Raw genomic sequence first — 16,100 nt, forward strand, 5'->3', positions numbered from 1 at the left:
CTGAAAAAAACTCTTAAAAAAAGAGATAACATAAAATTATTAAAGAAAAAGGAGGTCATTTATGAAGCGAAAACCGATCAAGAAGAGCCAAATCGTACTGATCATCACTGGCATATGCCTATTATGGATTGGAGGAACAATGTATATGGACCATTTGAAGTTAGAAGAAGAAATGATTCAAGTTGTGAATAGTGAAGAAGCAAAAAAAGTTTTGGAAACAGGGCTAAAAAATCTAGATCCTAATGCGTTGACATCTGAAGGAGTAATAAAAAATTATAAAATTGATTATGAAAATATCAAGAGAAATCCAATAGGTGGGATTAGTGTACCCCTAATTATTAATGATAATGATAAGCTACTTATTTCCAACCTCCTAAGTCGCAATTTGGCAAATGGCAAGCTAGGTGAGCTAAAAATTGGTAGCTCAAATACTACCTATGAACTACATGAATTATTGAAAAAAGGAGTGGAAGATAGTGAAGAATAGTGAAGAAGAAAAGGTTGAAATAGCCAAGCAACAATACGAAGCTTTACATCTAAAAGGAGAACTCTTTATAAATACTAATAAAGAGTTCATCGGTTACGTCTCCCACATCAACAGTAAAATCACCGGCGAACAATCCTTTATCATCACCGACAAATATGTTCCGTTGTCAGCACCGCTTAGCGAAAGGAAAAGCGTAAAAGAAGTCACGGTTTTATATCGTGGTTCGTCGTTTGATTCTTCATTAGATGCCAAATTAGATTGGCAGTACAATAATATTTTTACAGCTTTTCAGGTGATCAATGGTGGTGGGGCAGCAGCGATGCCTCAGCTTCAATCTTCTGCGACAACATTACAACAAACATTGGAAGCTTATCCAAATGCTGAATTTAATGTATATGGTCATTCTTTAGGATCAATGAATGCGCAATATGCGTTAGCGAGTATTTCTTCAAGTGATGCGGATCGTGTTTATGGCTATGTGTATCAGGGACCGAATATCTATGAGGTATTAACGCCTGAGCAAAAACGGCAAGCGGATTATTTGACCGAAGAGTATCGTCTTTTGAATTACATTGACTCAAAAGACTTAGTTGCGATTGGTTATGGGGAAGGCAAAAAGGCCGTTGGGCAGATCGTTTATCCACTATCTGAACGGCTGGGCTTGAGACGCACGATCGATCAACATATGTGGGGAGGTTACCAATTTGAGGAAGATGGTGCTTTATTAACAACGAATGGCAGTGGCACTGTATTAGCAGAGTATCAAAGACGATTGAAAAAAAGATCGATTGCTAGTATTAAAGGTGAATGGAGTGGACAAACAGGTGGAATGTCGGCAACTAAAGAAGTTTACCTAGATGCAGTTCAAGCGAAAAGCATTGTTTCAGGAATGAAGACAGTGATTGATGAAAAAATCACTGAACTGATGACGGTCTATCAAACAGGCATCGATCAGGCGAATCAACTGTGGCAAGATACAATCGCTAATGCGCGTTCATATGGAAGCAATCTTACAGAGATGGAACAGCTAGAGGCGTTAGAGCAAGGAGGGGTGACTCGACAACACGTACTAATCGAACCAGTCATCGACTATGAAGCGGCGTTGAATCAACTTCGCTCGATCAAATCAAGTTACGAAGATCTGATCTACCAAATCAATCAGACGATCGATCAGCAAATACAATTGGATAGTGAATTAGCGAGCCAATTCAAGAAAGGAACATTTTAGTGATGGCTAATAATGAGTCGAAAGAAATGAAAAAAATCGAAGAAGATTATTGGCACAAGAAAGATGAATTAGAGAATAAAATAGCGGATCTTGAAGCAGAAAAACGTTCATTTACACGCTACTTAGATCAATTAGGAGAAAAAATCCCTTTGACACAACGAACATTTTCAGACGGAGGAACGATTGATCCTCGTATCGCGTATCGTTTGATCAATGATGCAAGCGAAGAAGGGCAATATCTTGTACGTAAAGCATTATATAGGATTGAAGATGAATTAGCAGAAAATCAGCAAAACTATCAGTCAGCTAAATTAAATCATAAAAATCAATAAATGGAAGGGAAAGATAGCAATGTTTGATGAGCAAATAAAGGGACTAGAAAAAGCATTGATTTCTTGGTTTATTGCTAGTCATAGCCGTGCCAGTTCAGATACAAAGAAGAATACGATCCAAGTCACGCGAGATCTCACGAACCAAGAATTAAAAGATAGAACAAAACAGTATACCGATCGTTTAACTGATGCGGCAAAAGGAGAATGGGTCGATCAGGCAATGAGCGTGGTGAAAGACATAACAAAAGCTTTTAGCTAGAAAACAGAAAAGTCTCTGGGACATTCGACCTCTCACACCACATAAAAAATGCTTAAAAGGTTGGAGCAAAAGCAACCTTTTCGAAAAATAAGGCGCAATCCATAAAAATCTGAAAAACAATTTTCGTGGATTGCGCCTTATTTCTTGAGGCTAAACACTTCTGTCCCGACCGCGATTGAGAAGTTATTTACGTTTCAATCTTTCAAGGAAAAAGTCTTCCAATACACCGCCTAGCACAAAGATGAGCCAAGAGTAAGCCCAGCTTCGGGTCATAAAGGACCAAACCATGTAAACGATGAAAATGCCCGGCCAGTATAAACGTTCAAATAAACGAATCGTTTCCGCTGAGTCGCCATACATATGTTGAGACGCACGTGGTCCTGGCTCGTCTTCATCTGAGATAAAGAACGTGCCTTCTGCCACTTTTGAAAACCAAGTATAGATGATGCTGACATAGACGATAAAGAAGACGCCGAGTGCCACGGAAGCAAAGAAAAGTAATAAAGCGAATCCAATCGGTAAGCCAAAGGCTCTATTCGTCAAGATAGGTGTGACCGAAAGGATACATAAAATGATACCGAAAACTAATCCTACTCGAAAACTTTTCGCATAGGCTTCTGTTTGTTGTCTTGCTTCGATTTTTACTTGCTGTGAATAGGGACGATCATTTAGTTTCTTCTTACTAGCTGAATAGCTCAAACTTGTAGTAATAATCAAACCAACGCCTAAAGCAATCAGAAGAAACATTGCCAGAAAACCGAGAATCTCACTAATACTATTAGCAAAAAATACGAGCATTCCCACAGCTAAGATACAACTAGCAATTCCTGTTGAAAGAAAAAGGGAAAAACGACGAACTTGGTTCCAAAATGAAATCACTTCATCGAGTTCAATCTCGTTTTCCCAGACTTCTTCGTCAAAAGAGGACCGAGAAAGTTCCAATTCTTGGAGGATCTCATCAATAGAACCAAACTCACTGATTACTGCACCAATGGCTTCATGCTCTGATTTTCCTTCTTCTAATAATCCATGATACTGATCTTCCATGATTGCCAATAGGTCTTCTTTGGCTTTTTTTGTTTCAGGTGTATTCGGTACATTTAAAAATAAACTATCTAGATAATCCTTAATGGTTTTCATGTTTCTCCTCCTTGTAGAAAACGGTCAACAACGATTTTCGTTTGCTGCCATTCCTCTTTTTTTTCTTTCAAAATGTTCTCCCCGGCATCGCTGATTCGATAGTACGTCCGTTTCTTTCCATGAGTGACTTCCCCAGGATACGAAAGGATCAGTCCCTGCTTTTCTAAGCGTGTAAAAGCGGAGTACAAAGTGGTTTCCTTAATCGCATACAGCGCATCGGTTCCTTCCCGGATTTGCTTCGAGATCTCGTAACCATAGGAATCTTCCTTGGAAAGAATGGATAAAATGATGGCATCATTGTATCCACGAATTGCATCACTTGATATCACTTGATCGCCTCCTTTTTCAATTACTCCATCTGTCGTAATAATTATAAAACAATTACTACGACAGGTAAAGTAAATTAAATAAATTAGTTAGAATTCAGTCTTAGGTCTGAGTCTGTTTTTTGGAAATCGATTTGCGGAGACAATATCTGTGGAAATGTCACAATGTTTAGACTAGATTTTATTGTTTTCGTTTTCATTTGAGCTTTGATAAGTGATTTGGTACAATTGATATAAATATAGAATGAAAAGGAGGGACATATGTAATGGACAGCTTGACTAAAATAACAGAAGCAGATAATTATTCTAGATATCATATTAGCTTTAGTCATGCAATTATTTTTGTATTTTCTATCCAAGGCATCAGTGCGCTTAAAAATAGAAAAATCAATCAAAAATAAATGACCATTCAATATGTTTATTCCATTTTTAGCTAAGTACCAAATAAATGAAATAACAACAGGTCATGAATTTTTTCATGGCTTTTTTGATTGGTCTTAAGGAGCGAGAAAATGTATATTCAAGCCAATAAGATCAGTAAAAATTATAGTGGAGTACCTCTTTTTGAAAATTTGAGTTGCACACTCAATAAGCAAGACAAAATCGGATTGATCGGACAAAATGGAACTGGGAAAACAACTCTTCTTCAAATGTTGATCGGGTCTGAAGGTGTTGATGAAGGGACAGTTAGTAGGAAAAAAGGGCTGTCGATTGGTTACATTCCACAGAAAATGGAAAATGGCTCAATCGCTACTTTTGACTATGTGTATCAGAGCTTCAAAGACATCCAAGAATTGCAAACACAACTCAATTACTATGAAGAAAAAATGTGTATCGCAACGGAAGATCTGGACCATATCATGAAAGTATATGGTGACTTGCAGCAACGATTTGAGATGATGGGCGGATATGGGTTAGAAGATCGAATCACGAGTGTTTTGAAAGGATTAGATCTTGCAGAACAAATTGAAACACCGCTTGATCAATTAAGTGGAGGCGAACGTATTCGAGTAGAACTAGCCAAAGTATTATTACAAGAAAATGATGTCCTTCTATTAGATGAGCCAACCAATCATCTTGATCTCGACTCCGTACAATGGTTAGAAGAATATCTGAGATTGACAAATTGTGCGTTCCTCGTGATTTCCCATGATCGTGCGTTCCTTGACAATGTAGTCAAAAAAATCATAGAGATCGAGGATGGTCAGATCATCGAATATTCGGGAAATTATAGTCGTTACATGACGTTGAAGAAACAACGGATACAGGAACTTCAAAAAAATCATGAACTTCAGCAAAAAGAAATCAAACGATTGAAAGTAATGATACGACGCTATCGCCAATGGGGGAATGAAGGAGACAACGAAGCATTCTTTAAAAAAGCAAAAGAAATCGAGCGTAGATTAGAAAAAATGATACTGATAAATGCGCCTAAGGACCCCCGCAAAAAACTAACTACAATCAGTCAAGAAGATCTGTCGGGGAAAGAAGTGTTGGTTGCCAAAAATATAAAGAAAACAGTAGGTAAAAAATGTTTGTTTTCAGATAGCTCTTTTATGGTCTATCGTGGTGAGCGGATCGCCCTATTAGGTAAGAATGGTTCTGGTAAATCAACGCTATTGAAAGTAGTGATGGGGGAAATAGGAGTAGATGAAGGGGTTATTAAAACTGGCGCAAGTCTGTCAATTGGCTATTTACCTCAACGCTTAACGTTTGATCAACCAGAACAACGGATATTGAATTATGCTAAATACCTGATACCCGATGAACAGAAAGCACGACAAGTATTAGCGAATTTTGGATTCTTCAGTGGAGATGTCGCTAAAAGGATCAAAGATCTTTCTGGAGGAGAGCAAGTAAGGCTGTACCTCTTGAAACTATTCCAAAAGAAAATCAATGTATTGATCTTAGATGAGCCTACGAATCACTTAGATATCTATGTAAGAGAAGAAATCGAAGAATTATTGTCTACATTTACCGGTACCATTTTAGCAGTTACTCATGATCGCTATTTCTTGCGAAAGAATTTTGATCAGATATTGTTAGTGGAAAATGAAAAAATCGAAAAGCTGTTGTATGAGGATCATTCATTTTAGATCAAAGAAGTATATAAAAAAAGTAGTAAGCTCAGCGATGTGTGAGCTTACTACTATTTTTTTGCTGTTGCGTTTACCAATCATTTAGCTGGTTTGCGATGAGCATATCAATGATCCATTACATTGCGATGAACCAGTAACCGATCAAGATGATCCCTAGAATGATACGATACCAACCGAAAACAGTAAAGTCATTACGTTTCAAGTAGTTGATCAGGAACTTGATCGCAAAAATCGATACGACAAATGAAACGACAGTACCCACTAAAAGAATAACTGTTTCTTCCATTTGGAAACTGTTACCATCAGCAAGGTATTTCACGATCTTTAATCCACTGGCACCAAACATCACTGGAATGCCAAGGAAAAATGAGAACTCAGTTGCAACGAAGCGGGATGCACCAATCAGGATTGCTCCAAGGATCGTAGCGCCGGAGCGTGAAGTCCCTGGGATCAAAGCCAAGACTTGGAAAGCCCCAATCAGAATCGCTGCTTGGAAAGTCAAATCATTCAGGTTTGACCAACGAGGTGTTTTATTTTTGTTTCGCTTTTCAACAATGATAAAGCCGATACCATAAACAATCAAGGCGATCGCTACTGGTAAAAATTTATAAAAATGGGCATCTAACCAATCGTCCAATAATAAACCAATAATAGCTGCTGGCACACAAGCAACAAGTACTTTTGACCATAAAACCCACGTATCTTTTTTCTCGATCGAGGATTTACTAGGCGCAAAAGGGTTCAACTTGTGGAAATACAAAACAACGACGGCTAAGATCGCTCCTAATTGGATCACGACATTGAACATCGACATGAATTGTGAACTCGCATCAAGCTTGATAAATTCATCTGCTAAGATCAAATGTCCTGTACTACTGATTGGCAGCCACTCTGTGATTCCTTCAATGATTCCTAGAATCGCTGCTTTTATGATATTTGCAAAAAACATAAATTCCTTCCTTCCCAATTAAAATACAACATTTAGTATACCGTTCTTTGTTTCCAAAGCCAAATTGTTTCTTTGAGATTAAAACAAAAATAAAGGAGTTCAAAAAAAGTACATTGAAATCAAAAGACTTCAATGCACTTATTCAACGAGTCATCACATAAAGGATTCTCTTGTTTGTTGCTTTCCTTGTTCGATATAGCTTGTGTCATTGACACTTTCAATTGAAAAACGACCATTTTTATAGGTTACTTTTGTGACACTACCATTTAACAATCCAGCACGAACTGGTTGAGAAGGATCGATCAAGCTAAGAAGAAAAGCAATCGTTAGGCCGTGGGAGACGACTAAAACATTGCCACCATTGTTCTTCTCACACTGATGGGCGATATCTTCAAAACCTGACCAGACACGTTCTTTTAATTCGTCATAAGGTTGCGCCCAGCCAGCAGTATCCGTCTCATAGATGGCATTAGCGATTTGTTCAAAGGTAACATCTGTGGTGAACATCTCATCGTATGTTTGAAAATTTAGTACACGAGGAATGACACCCCACATCTCCATATCGTAGCCACCTTCTAGCGAACCAAAACACCATTCACGAATCCGTTTATCAATAAAGTAAGGAATTTCTTTCCCTTTTGTATGTTCGCTTAAAACGATCCGTGCTGTTTCGATTGCTCGACCACTGTCGCTTGAATAGGCGTAAGAAAAATCGATATCTTTTAGACCTTTACCTAAAAAATGGATACCTTCTTGTCCTTGTTTCGTCAATGGTGTGTCACACCAGCCTTGCACACGTTCAATCGTATTGAACATTGTTTTACCATGACGGACGATATACAGGGTTGTTTCACTCATGTTGAACGACCTCCTAAGTTTGATTAAGCGTTAAAAAATGGGTTTGTTTTTTTCTCGTGTTCAATCGTTGTTGGTTCTCCATGGCCAGGATAGACCACAAATTCATTTGGTAGAACAAAAAGCTGTGTCGTGATGCTATAGAGTAACTGCTCTAAATTACCGGTGTAGAGATCGGTGCGTCCGATACTCCCTTTAAAGAGTGCGTCTCCAGATATCACGAAGTCATCGAAAATAAAGCTAACACTACCGGCTGAATGACCAGGTGTTGGAACGACTTCAAATGACATATTCCCAAGACGGTATTGTTTCATTTCAAATTCATATTCCGCAGGAGAAACAATGATATTATCCATATCATCATGGCGACCAAGTCCTGAGAGATTCAAGATGGGATCTCCAAGCCATTCTTGTTCTAGTGGACTGACATAGACAGGGATGTCATAGGTATTTCTCAATGCTTCGACAGCGCCAATGTGGTCGTAATGCGTATGCGTTAGTAAAATAGCGACAGGTTGTTGCTGGGTCTTCTTGATTTGTTCTTGGATCATTTCAGCGTCAGCTCCTGGATCAATGATCAGAAGCGCTTCGTCGTTGTAGACAAGGTAACAGTTTTCCTCGATTGTTCCAGTTTTTAATTGTAAAACATGCATAAAAGGAAACCTCCAACTTTTAAAAATTCTTTCTTCTATCGTTCGATATAAGTATAACGCAAATATGGATCAGAAACAAAAGTGTCTACTTTTATAACATCAGTTATCTGAATTGTCAGATTATATGAAAAGTGTTTAAAAATTTTAAACGGAAGAATAGAAAATTTTCATTGATTTTTCATTTACTCTTGTTACATTGAGTGTATCCAAAAATCCAAATTCTATATCCTATATCCCTGCTTATCCGAGCAGGGTGTTTTTGTTTTTTGCGAAACGGTCTATTTTGCGGTACTCTAATACAAGAAGGAGGCGACCATGGTGAAAAAATCTAAAATCTCCGTCCGTCACTTAGTCGAGTTCATCTTGCGTCGCGGAAGTATCGATAATCGAAAGAAAAGTAATCATACCGCCTTGGAAGGTGCAAAAATCCACCGCAAGCTCCAAAAAGAAGCAGGCGAAGAGTATCAAAAAGAAGTGTTCTTACAAACCAGTGTACAGCTTGATCCTTATGAACTGATCGTTGAAGGACGAGCAGATGGTATCTTCAAAAAAGATGGCGTGTACCACATCGACGAAATTAAAACGTCGGAACCACGCTTTGAAGATTTAGAACCCGAACAAGTCGAATTGTTTTTTCATCAAGCAAGAGTGTATGCCTATATTTATAGTCAAGAAAACAACTTAGAGGAGATCAACCTCCAGCTAACCTATTATCAAACCACAGAAGAAGTGATCACACGGAAAGTGGAACATCAGACGAGAGAACAACTGGAAGTGTTTTTTAAAAAACTGACCGAGGATTACCAAGAGTGGCTGATTTTTCAGGAAAATTGGCGTACGGTACGTAATGCCTCATTGATGGCGCTAAAGTTTCCATACGAAGAGTATCGTAAAGGACAAAGGGAACTGGCAGTTGCTGCCTATAAAACGATCCGGACAAAACAAAAGCTGTTCGCAGAAGCCCCCACTGGTACTGGAAAAACGATCTCTACATTATTTCCAGCCTTAAAGGCGATTGGAGAAGATGAAGGAGAACGTATTTTTTACTTAACCGCGAAAACTATTACGAGACAGGTGGCTGAAGATGCGTTAGCAGCGTTAAAAGATGTTGGGGCTGAGACAAAAAGTGTGACCTTGACAGCGAAAGATAAGATTTGCTTCTTAGATGAGACAACGTGTAATCCCGACCAATGCCCTTATGCAAATGGCTATTATAATCGAATCAACGAGGGGCTATGGGATTTATTGAACCACGAAAACCAGATCACTCGTGAGGTGATTGAGAAATATGCCAAGAAACATACTTTATGCCCATTTGAACTCTCTTTAGATGTCAGCTTATGGTGTGACGTGATCATCGGGGATTATAATTATCTTTTCGACCCAACGGTTTACTTGAGACGATTTTTTGATGAAGAGAAAAATGAAGATCATCTTTTCTTGATCGATGAGGCACACAATTTAGTCAATCGTTCAAGAGAAATGTATTCTGCTGAGTTATCTTATGGAAAAGCACGTAAAGTCTATGGAGAGATCCCGAAGGAATTTAAAAAACTACGTCGTCGATGGAATCGTCTTTTAAAAGCTTTTGATCAGATTCAAGAAATTGCTCTTGAAGAAGGATGGAACTATCATCACCAAAAAGCCCCAGCAGATTCATTGATCAACGCAGGGTTTCAACTCGGTGAATTTATTCAAGAATGGTTGGCTGAATATCCTGAGCATCCGATGCAAGAGCAAATTTTAGGATTTTATTTTGACTTGAATCATTTTTTAAAAATCAGTGAATTCTATGACGATCACTATGAAACAACTGTAGAGAAAAGTTACCATGATTTGATCGTGAAGCAATTTTGCATCGATCCTAGTTTATTTTTAGAACAATCGTTGAATAAAGGGCGGAGTAGCCTTTTGTTTTCCGCGAGTTTTTCACCACTTTCTTATTATCAAGAAACATTAGGGGGCAAAGAGAGTTTAGCGTATCGCTTACCTAGTCCATTCCCAATTGAGAATCAACAAGTACTTATAGCAAGTTATCTTGAAACGACGTATCGCAAAAGAGAGCAGAGTATACCACGTTTAGTAGAAACGATTCAACGTTTCATTCAAGGGAAGACGGGCAATTATATGATTTTCTTTCCTTCCTATCAATATCTGGACCAAGTCGCCGAAGTGTTCAAAGAAACTTACCCTTCGACTCGCACACTTATCCAAGGAACCAAGTTGAATGAGCAAGAACGAGAAGATTTCTTAGCAGAATTTATAGTCGAGCCGCAAGAAACATTAGTCGGCTTTTGTGTACTTGGCGGCATTTTTTCAGAAGGAATCGATCTACGCGGATCACGCTTGATTGGTAGTATGATCGTGGGTGTTGGCTTACCACAAATGAATCATGAGCAAGAGTTGATCAAATCTTACTATGATGAAAAAGAACAGCTAGGTTTTGCTTATGCTTACCAGTTACCAGGAATGAATAAAGTATTGCAAGCAGCTGGGCGAGTAATCAGAGATATGGAAGATCAAGGCATTGTGCTTTTAGCCGATCAACGCTTTGCCTCATCAAATTACCGTAAACTTTTCCCGCCACATTGGCACGAAGCAAAAGAAGTTCGGACAGTTGAGGCATTATCACAAACTATCCATCAGTTTTGGCAAGACCACTAAAAAAGGACGAAGCAAAATGCTTGTCCTTTTTTGATGATATCTCAATAGTACCCATGAACTAACGGTAGTTCGTAAATTGCAATTCGATCGGCAAGTCTAGTTTTCGTAAAAGTGCGATCACTGCTTGGAGGTCATCACGATTCTTACCAGTTACGCGGATCTGGTCTTCTTGGATCTGTGTTTTCACTTTTAGTTTTTCATTTTTGATCGCTGTCGTGATCTTCTTACCATTATCTCGGTCGATCCCATTGACTAGATCAGCAGACTGGCGCGCTTTACCACCTAAAGCGTGTTCCGTTTCAGAAAAGTGGATATTTTTGATTGGCACATTGCGTTTATTCAATTTTCCAAACAAAACATCTTTGATTTGTTCGATTTTAAATTCATCATCACTTAACACAACTAATTTATTTGTATTCTCTAACTTGATCTCAACCGTTGAATCCTTGAAATCGAAACGGTTAGTTAATTCTTTCGTGGTTTGTTGGATTGCATTTTTTACTTCTTCAACAGATACTTCTGAAATGATATCGAAACTTGCATCTTTTGCCATAATGTCCTCCTCGTTCATTCGGTTTTCTTTTATTGTAGCATAGGCTTATTTTTTTTGTGACATCTTTACTAAAATTCTTCTCATTTAAGTAGTCACTATTTTATTTTCTGGAAGAAACTGTTATTCTTACATTTGGAATAAACTTGAAAAGGAGAGGTGCTTGTGAGCAGATTCATGACTGTCTATCAAAGAAACGAAAATCTTAAGAAAATAGTGGTTATCTTGATGACCGGTTTGTCTGCAGCGGTGGCATTGAATTATTTTTTGATTCCAGCCAACGTCTTTTCTGCAGGAATGAACGGGATCGCCCAAATCATTGCTTCACTATTATCTGAATGGGTCCATATAGATGTCGATACTGGAACGTTTATTTTTCTATTAAATATTCCTGTATTTATACTAGGCTTTTTAAAAGTCGGAAAACGCGCAACTGTACTTAGTTTCATCAACGTTGTTTGTGTGTCAGTCATGACGACAGTTTTACCGACAGGACAGGTAACAGATAATATACTGATGAATGCATTAGTCGGTGGTGTTTTACTTGGCGTCGGCGTCGGTATTTCTCTAAAAATGGGTTTTACAACTGGTGGAATGGACATCATTTCATTGGTTCTTTCTCAAACGACAGGGAAAACCGTAGGAAACTATATGCTGATTTTAAACGGCATTATCGTCGTAGCAGCTGGCTTCCTCTTTAATTGGGAAAGTGCTTTGTATACGATCATCTCGATCTATGCAATGACTCAAGTCATCGATGCGATCCATACGAGTCACCAAAAAGTGACCGCCATGATTGTCACAGTGAGACCAGAAGAAGTGACTGCTGAAATTGCGCAACGCATGGTTCGGGGGATGACTCTCTTACCTTCAGTTGGTGGATATTCAAAACGTGAAGGAAAAATGATCATGATGGTTATCACACGTTACGAAATGTATGATCTTGATCAAATCGTCCATGAGATCGACGAAGATGCGTTCATCAATATTTTACCAACGCATTCCGTTTTTGGTCGCTTTGCCAATGAGAACGAACAAAAAATGTATCGTTCAACAGGGGTTCTTCCTGAAATCAAACATGCATCTAAAAAGGCGAAAAGCAAATAAAAAAGGGATAGACAAACAAATCTACCCCCTTGTTTGTCACCTTTGAACCGAATAACTAGTGGAAAAAGAAGTAACTTCTTAGGAACTAAGAGGATCTATAAAAAATTTGAAAAACAATTTGCGTAGCTGTTACCTTAGTTCTTGAAGTGAAAGACTTCTGTCCAGACCTTGCTAGTCAAATGAATATTTACAAACCCCTTAAAAAAAGGTATGATAAACAAAAATTGTGAGAAGGAGAATCCGAAGAATGAGTGAACAAAAATGGTCTGCTGAAGAAGTAGATGAAATCAAAGAGCGAATTCTCACCGCGTTAGAAATGGTGATTGACCCAGAACTAGGAATCGATATCGTGAACCTAGGTTTGATCTATGAAATCGAATTTGACCCTGAAAATGGAGATACCGTTGTTAAAATGACTTTGACAACGATGGGCTGTCCGTTAGCTGATATCTTGACTGAATCGATCCATGATGCACTAAAAGAAGTGCCAGAAGTGTCGAAAGCAGAAGTCAAATTAGTGTGGTACCCCGCTTGGACAACCGATAAAATGAGTCGTTATGCACGAATTGCGCTTGGGATTCGTTAGGTAATTGTTCTTTAGAAGGTAGATCGGATCTGTAATATAACGAATGATGAAGTAAACGTTGAACTCTTTAACCAACTTTTTTGAAAAGTTGATTAAAGAGTTTTTTATTATGAAAAATGTTGGGTTAGTTGAACGATACAGACGAAAATTAGCAAACTTTAATGTAATCGAAAATAAATAAATTAGTACGTTTTCACTCTTACAAACGATATAATAGTTATAGTAGCTATTCTCATGATCAATTTTGATGTAAAAACCTGTACATAGAACGGGTAGGTTGTTAACTTATAAAATTTTTGGTTACTTTAGAAAGGTTGGATTAAAATGATTTCTCAAAAAGACAATCAAGCAATTGTATTTAGTATTTCAATAGGATCAGGTTGTTATCGGCACATTAGTGTGTCAACAGATGAGACACTTGAAGATTTTGCTGAAATTATCTTGGATTCATTTGATTTTATCAATGATCACGCACATGCATTTTTTATGGACAATTCTGCTTGGAGTGGAAATAAATGTTACTACATGGCAGAAGTTGACATGGGACACGAATACCTTCATACCTGTGACTATAAACTTTATCAACTCGGTCTGAAAAAAGGAGATAAATTCAAGTTTGTCTTTGATTTTGGTGATGATTGGAGATTTCAATGCAAAGTGTTACGTGTCATTGAAGATGATGAAGGAGGCTATGAAGTATTAAAAAGTGTGGGAGAACCACCTGAACAATATTTCAATTTTTTTGAGTGATTTCTAATAAACGCCAAAAGAGTGAATATGAGTGATTATGTTTCAAAATCGTTGAATCTTTTTTTGTCTTAGATAGTACTACTATATGAAAGTGAATAAAACAGTTCAAAAAAAATCATTTTGTTTTTTACTAATTATGTGACACTTTTTAGTTTAGAGATAACCAAATTTTAAATGGAAGATGACAGAAATGTTTATCCGATCAATGAAACTCTGCTTAAAATTTTAAGTATCGTTAGGGATAACGTGTGTACTTTGTATGTAACGTATTTAAATTACTGCGAAGAAATAATATAATCTATCATGTAGTTAATAATAATAAGGAGTCGGTATTTATGGCAAACATAAGTTTGGAACGTCCAATTATTTTATCTAATGAAGATGTCAAAATTATTGAAAATACGCATCCTACAAAAAAATTCTATGACTTATTAGAAAAGAAATCTAGTGATCGTATTAGTAACAAGGATCAAGTACCTAATTGGATGAGAAAAAAATAATATGGACTATACTGTGATTTCATTAAGTAAAAAGATCAAAATGCTGGTTGAAGTAATTAAAGAAGAGGAAATTGAGATTGGAAATAAAGCTCTTAGAAAGAAGGTAAGAGAACGCTTTTCGAACTTTGTAGAATCTTCTTTTTTTGTGGAAACAATTCAGAAATGACTGAATTTTAAAACATGATGCCATACAAAAAGAGCTTTATCATGCGACAAGGACGTACTTGATTTTTAAAGACGAAACACAAGAACATCTCTTAGGTTTTTTTACGTTAGCAATCAAAGATTTAGATATTAGCAAGCTTGAAATAAAAGAGAAAAAGAAATTAGTATTTAACGGAAAATCGCCGAGTAAGGTAGGTGTTGCACCGTCTTATTTAATTGCTCATGTCGCAAAGAATGATTATTTTTCTAAAGAATTTCCAGGAGTAAAAATCATTGAAGAAGCTATACTTATTGTTGACGATGTTAGAAGATCAATTGGAGGAAAATTAATAATACTTGATAGTATTTGTATTCCTAAGGTGATGGATTTATATAAACAATTTGGATTTCGTGAAATTGGAGAAACATTTACATCACAAATTGGACAAGAGTTGCAGTTGATGGTGCTTTCAATGCCATACTCATTTGATTGATAAATAAATACGTAGAAATTAATTAAGAGTACATCATTTTTTATGATAGCTTCTCTCTTCTAGACGAATTTTTTTGATTACATATAGCTTGTTTGTTTATCGATATAAAAATAAATCAAAAATAGGATCTTAGACTCTCTTAGCGATTGATTAAAAAATTGATAAGAGAGTCTTTGATTCAATGAATAGACTTGATGCAATACCTAATTAAACATTTTGATTATAAGTAAAAATAACTCAATCTTTTAAAATCACTTATTACGTATTCCCATCTAAGTACTTTTCCAAATACTTGATCTTTGCTAGATCCTTATGATTATTTTTCTCTGCACGGTAACTATCTTTAGCAGAACGTTGATATACTTTCAAATATTGTTCCGCTGTAGGTAAGTAAAAGGAACAGTCGTCGATCCTGATTAGAGATAGTTCATTAAGTGGAATACCTGCAAAGGCGAGAAGACTGTCCATACTGCCAAATTGGATGGTATAAGAATCTTTAGCAAATTCATGTTCGTGTAAATCAACTAGTTGGTAATTCAACGTTTCCATGATTTTTACGATGCTTTGCCAATTGTGCAAGCGATCTTCATCGGGTGCTTCCCAACCACGGGGATCGCCAGGAACATGGATGTCAATGTCTCTTGGTTGCCAGTCGATATCTGTTAAGTAAGACAAGCCTAATGAACCTAGTAGTAGCGGAGTGATCTGTTGCCTGTTTAATTTTTGCGTAATCAATAAAAACTCTTTGAAATAAAGTTCCATGAATTTTCTCCTTTTCTTTGGTTGCATTTATTGTAACAAAGTGGATGTCTAATTTTCCATTTCATCCTGAAAACAAAACTAGATTCTCTCAAAAAGTGAGTCTAGTTTTTTTATTTCTTGTATTCAAGAAGTGAAGTTGGGGAGTAACTATAAATTTAACTGTAGGAGTTGTAAAAAAATGAATGTGAAAGGCTTAGTTTTCCTGTTTTTGGTAT

General features: G+C 37.1%; 19 protein-coding genes. 12 read left to right on the forward strand and 7 right to left on the reverse strand.

The genetic code is table 11. The features are described 5' to 3' along the window. Positions 1-61: 61 nt before the first annotated feature. From IGJ00_RS06610 to IGJ00_RS06625, 4 genes are read left to right on the forward strand one after another with little or no spacing between them, the layout of a single operon-like run. Positions 62-487, forward strand: a complete 426-nt coding sequence (locus IGJ00_RS06610) for a DUF1310 family protein (RefSeq protein WP_161642383.1) — start codon at positions 62-64, stop codon at positions 485-487. Beyond that, on the forward strand, positions 477-1,715 hold the full coding sequence (locus IGJ00_RS06615; RefSeq protein WP_438844223.1) for a hypothetical protein: 1,239 nt from the start codon (positions 477-479) through the stop codon (positions 1,713-1,715). The genes IGJ00_RS06610 and IGJ00_RS06615 overlap by 11 nt, the downstream gene beginning before the upstream one ends. A gap of 2 nt (positions 1,716-1,717) precedes the next feature. Next, on the forward strand, positions 1,718-2,047 hold the full coding sequence (locus IGJ00_RS06620) for a hypothetical protein (protein ID WP_074799693.1): 330 nt from the start codon (positions 1,718-1,720) through the stop codon (positions 2,045-2,047). Positions 2,048-2,066: 19 nt separating this feature from the next. Further along, positions 2,067-2,306, forward strand: a complete 240-nt coding sequence (locus IGJ00_RS06625; protein ID WP_430604478.1) for a hypothetical protein — start codon at positions 2,067-2,069, stop codon at positions 2,304-2,306. A gap of 183 nt (positions 2,307-2,489) precedes the next feature. Here IGJ00_RS06625 and IGJ00_RS06630 read toward each other — a convergent pair whose 3' ends face one another. After that, a complete protein-coding gene (locus tag IGJ00_RS06630) occupies positions 2,490-3,446 on the reverse strand; it encodes a permease prefix domain 1-containing protein (RefSeq protein ID WP_430604479.1) in 957 nt (318 codons plus the stop codon). After that, positions 3,443-3,775: a PadR family transcriptional regulator gene (locus IGJ00_RS06635; RefSeq protein WP_086334599.1), complete on the reverse strand. Its 333-nt coding sequence runs from the start codon at positions 3,773-3,775 to the stop codon at positions 3,443-3,445. Before IGJ00_RS06635 ends, IGJ00_RS06630 begins: the two co-directional genes overlap by 4 nt. A 263-nt stretch (positions 3,776-4,038) precedes the next feature. On the opposite strand from IGJ00_RS06635, the gene IGJ00_RS06640 reads away from it, so the two are divergent. After that, entirely contained in the window at positions 4,039-4,173 is a 135-nt protein-coding gene (locus IGJ00_RS06640; protein WP_254905408.1) for a hypothetical protein, read from the forward strand. Between the two features lie 111 nt (positions 4,174-4,284). Beyond that, positions 4,285-5,868, forward strand: a complete 1,584-nt coding sequence (gene abc-f, locus IGJ00_RS06645) for a ribosomal protection-like ABC-F family protein (RefSeq protein ID WP_161642379.1) — start codon at positions 4,285-4,287, stop codon at positions 5,866-5,868. A 118-nt stretch (positions 5,869-5,986) separates the two neighbouring features. Here the strand turns inward: abc-f and IGJ00_RS06650 are convergent, their stop codons facing one another. The 3 genes from IGJ00_RS06650 to IGJ00_RS06660 form a co-directional block, all read right to left on the reverse strand. Next, positions 5,987-6,820, reverse strand: coding sequence for an undecaprenyl-diphosphate phosphatase (locus tag IGJ00_RS06650; RefSeq protein WP_071867106.1), 834 nt, complete (start codon positions 6,818-6,820; stop codon positions 5,987-5,989). A 153-nt stretch (positions 6,821-6,973) separates the two neighbouring features. Then, a complete protein-coding gene (locus IGJ00_RS06655; protein ID WP_019723743.1) occupies positions 6,974-7,678 on the reverse strand; it encodes a histidine phosphatase family protein in 705 nt (234 codons plus the stop codon). 23 nt (positions 7,679-7,701) lie between these two features. Then, entirely contained in the window at positions 7,702-8,328 is a 627-nt protein-coding gene (locus IGJ00_RS06660; RefSeq protein WP_010735633.1) for an MBL fold metallo-hydrolase, read from the reverse strand. Positions 8,329-8,643: 315 nt separating this feature from the next. Between IGJ00_RS06660 and IGJ00_RS06665 the strand changes: the two genes are divergently transcribed. Next, positions 8,644-10,992 carry an ATP-dependent DNA helicase gene (locus tag IGJ00_RS06665; protein ID WP_438844224.1) on the forward strand — a complete coding sequence of 783 codons (2,349 nt, stop codon included), beginning with the start codon at positions 8,644-8,646 and terminating at the stop codon, positions 10,990-10,992. A gap of 58 nt (positions 10,993-11,050) precedes the next feature. Here the strand turns inward: IGJ00_RS06665 and IGJ00_RS06670 are convergent, their stop codons facing one another. Beyond that, positions 11,051-11,545, reverse strand: coding sequence for a YajQ family cyclic di-GMP-binding protein (locus IGJ00_RS06670; protein WP_019723741.1), 495 nt, complete (start codon positions 11,543-11,545; stop codon positions 11,051-11,053). A gap of 174 nt (positions 11,546-11,719) precedes the next feature. Between IGJ00_RS06670 and IGJ00_RS06675 the strand changes: the two genes are divergently transcribed. The 5 genes from IGJ00_RS06675 to IGJ00_RS06695 all read left to right on the forward strand — a co-directional run bounded on the left by IGJ00_RS06675 (position 11,720) and on the right by IGJ00_RS06695 (position 15,123). Further along, complete coding sequence (locus IGJ00_RS06675) at positions 11,720-12,649, forward strand: YitT family protein (protein WP_071867157.1); 930 nt, start codon at positions 11,720-11,722, stop codon at positions 12,647-12,649. Positions 12,650-12,896: 247 nt separating this feature from the next. Then, the gene (locus IGJ00_RS06680) at positions 12,897-13,235 is read left to right on the forward strand and encodes a metal-sulfur cluster assembly factor (RefSeq protein ID WP_019723739.1); all 339 of its coding nucleotides are present in this window, start codon (positions 12,897-12,899) and stop codon (positions 13,233-13,235) included. 324 nt (positions 13,236-13,559) lie between these two features. Next, positions 13,560-13,985 (forward strand): IS1096 element passenger TnpR family protein, encoded by a 426-nt coding sequence (locus IGJ00_RS06685; protein ID WP_081308350.1) that lies wholly within the window; start codon positions 13,560-13,562, stop codon positions 13,983-13,985. Positions 13,986-14,320: 335 nt separating this feature from the next. Next, the gene (locus tag IGJ00_RS06690) at positions 14,321-14,485 is read left to right on the forward strand and encodes a hypothetical protein (RefSeq protein ID WP_019723294.1); all 165 of its coding nucleotides are present in this window, start codon (positions 14,321-14,323) and stop codon (positions 14,483-14,485) included. A gap of 224 nt (positions 14,486-14,709) precedes the next feature. Continuing rightward, positions 14,710-15,123 carry a hypothetical protein gene (locus IGJ00_RS06695; protein WP_438844225.1) on the forward strand — a complete coding sequence of 138 codons (414 nt, stop codon included), beginning with the start codon at positions 14,710-14,712 and terminating at the stop codon, positions 15,121-15,123. A 258-nt stretch (positions 15,124-15,381) separates the two neighbouring features. On the opposite strand, the gene IGJ00_RS06700 is transcribed toward IGJ00_RS06695, so the two are convergent. Beyond that, a complete protein-coding gene (locus tag IGJ00_RS06700; RefSeq protein ID WP_410301221.1) occupies positions 15,382-15,885 on the reverse strand; it encodes a phosphoribosylanthranilate isomerase in 504 nt (167 codons plus the stop codon). Between the last annotated feature and the right edge of the window lie 215 nt (positions 15,886-16,100).

Source organism: Enterococcus sp. AZ062, assembly GCF_051715065.1.
GTDB classification, from domain to species: domain Bacteria; phylum Bacillota; class Bacilli; order Lactobacillales; family Enterococcaceae; genus Enterococcus_B; species Enterococcus_B mundtii.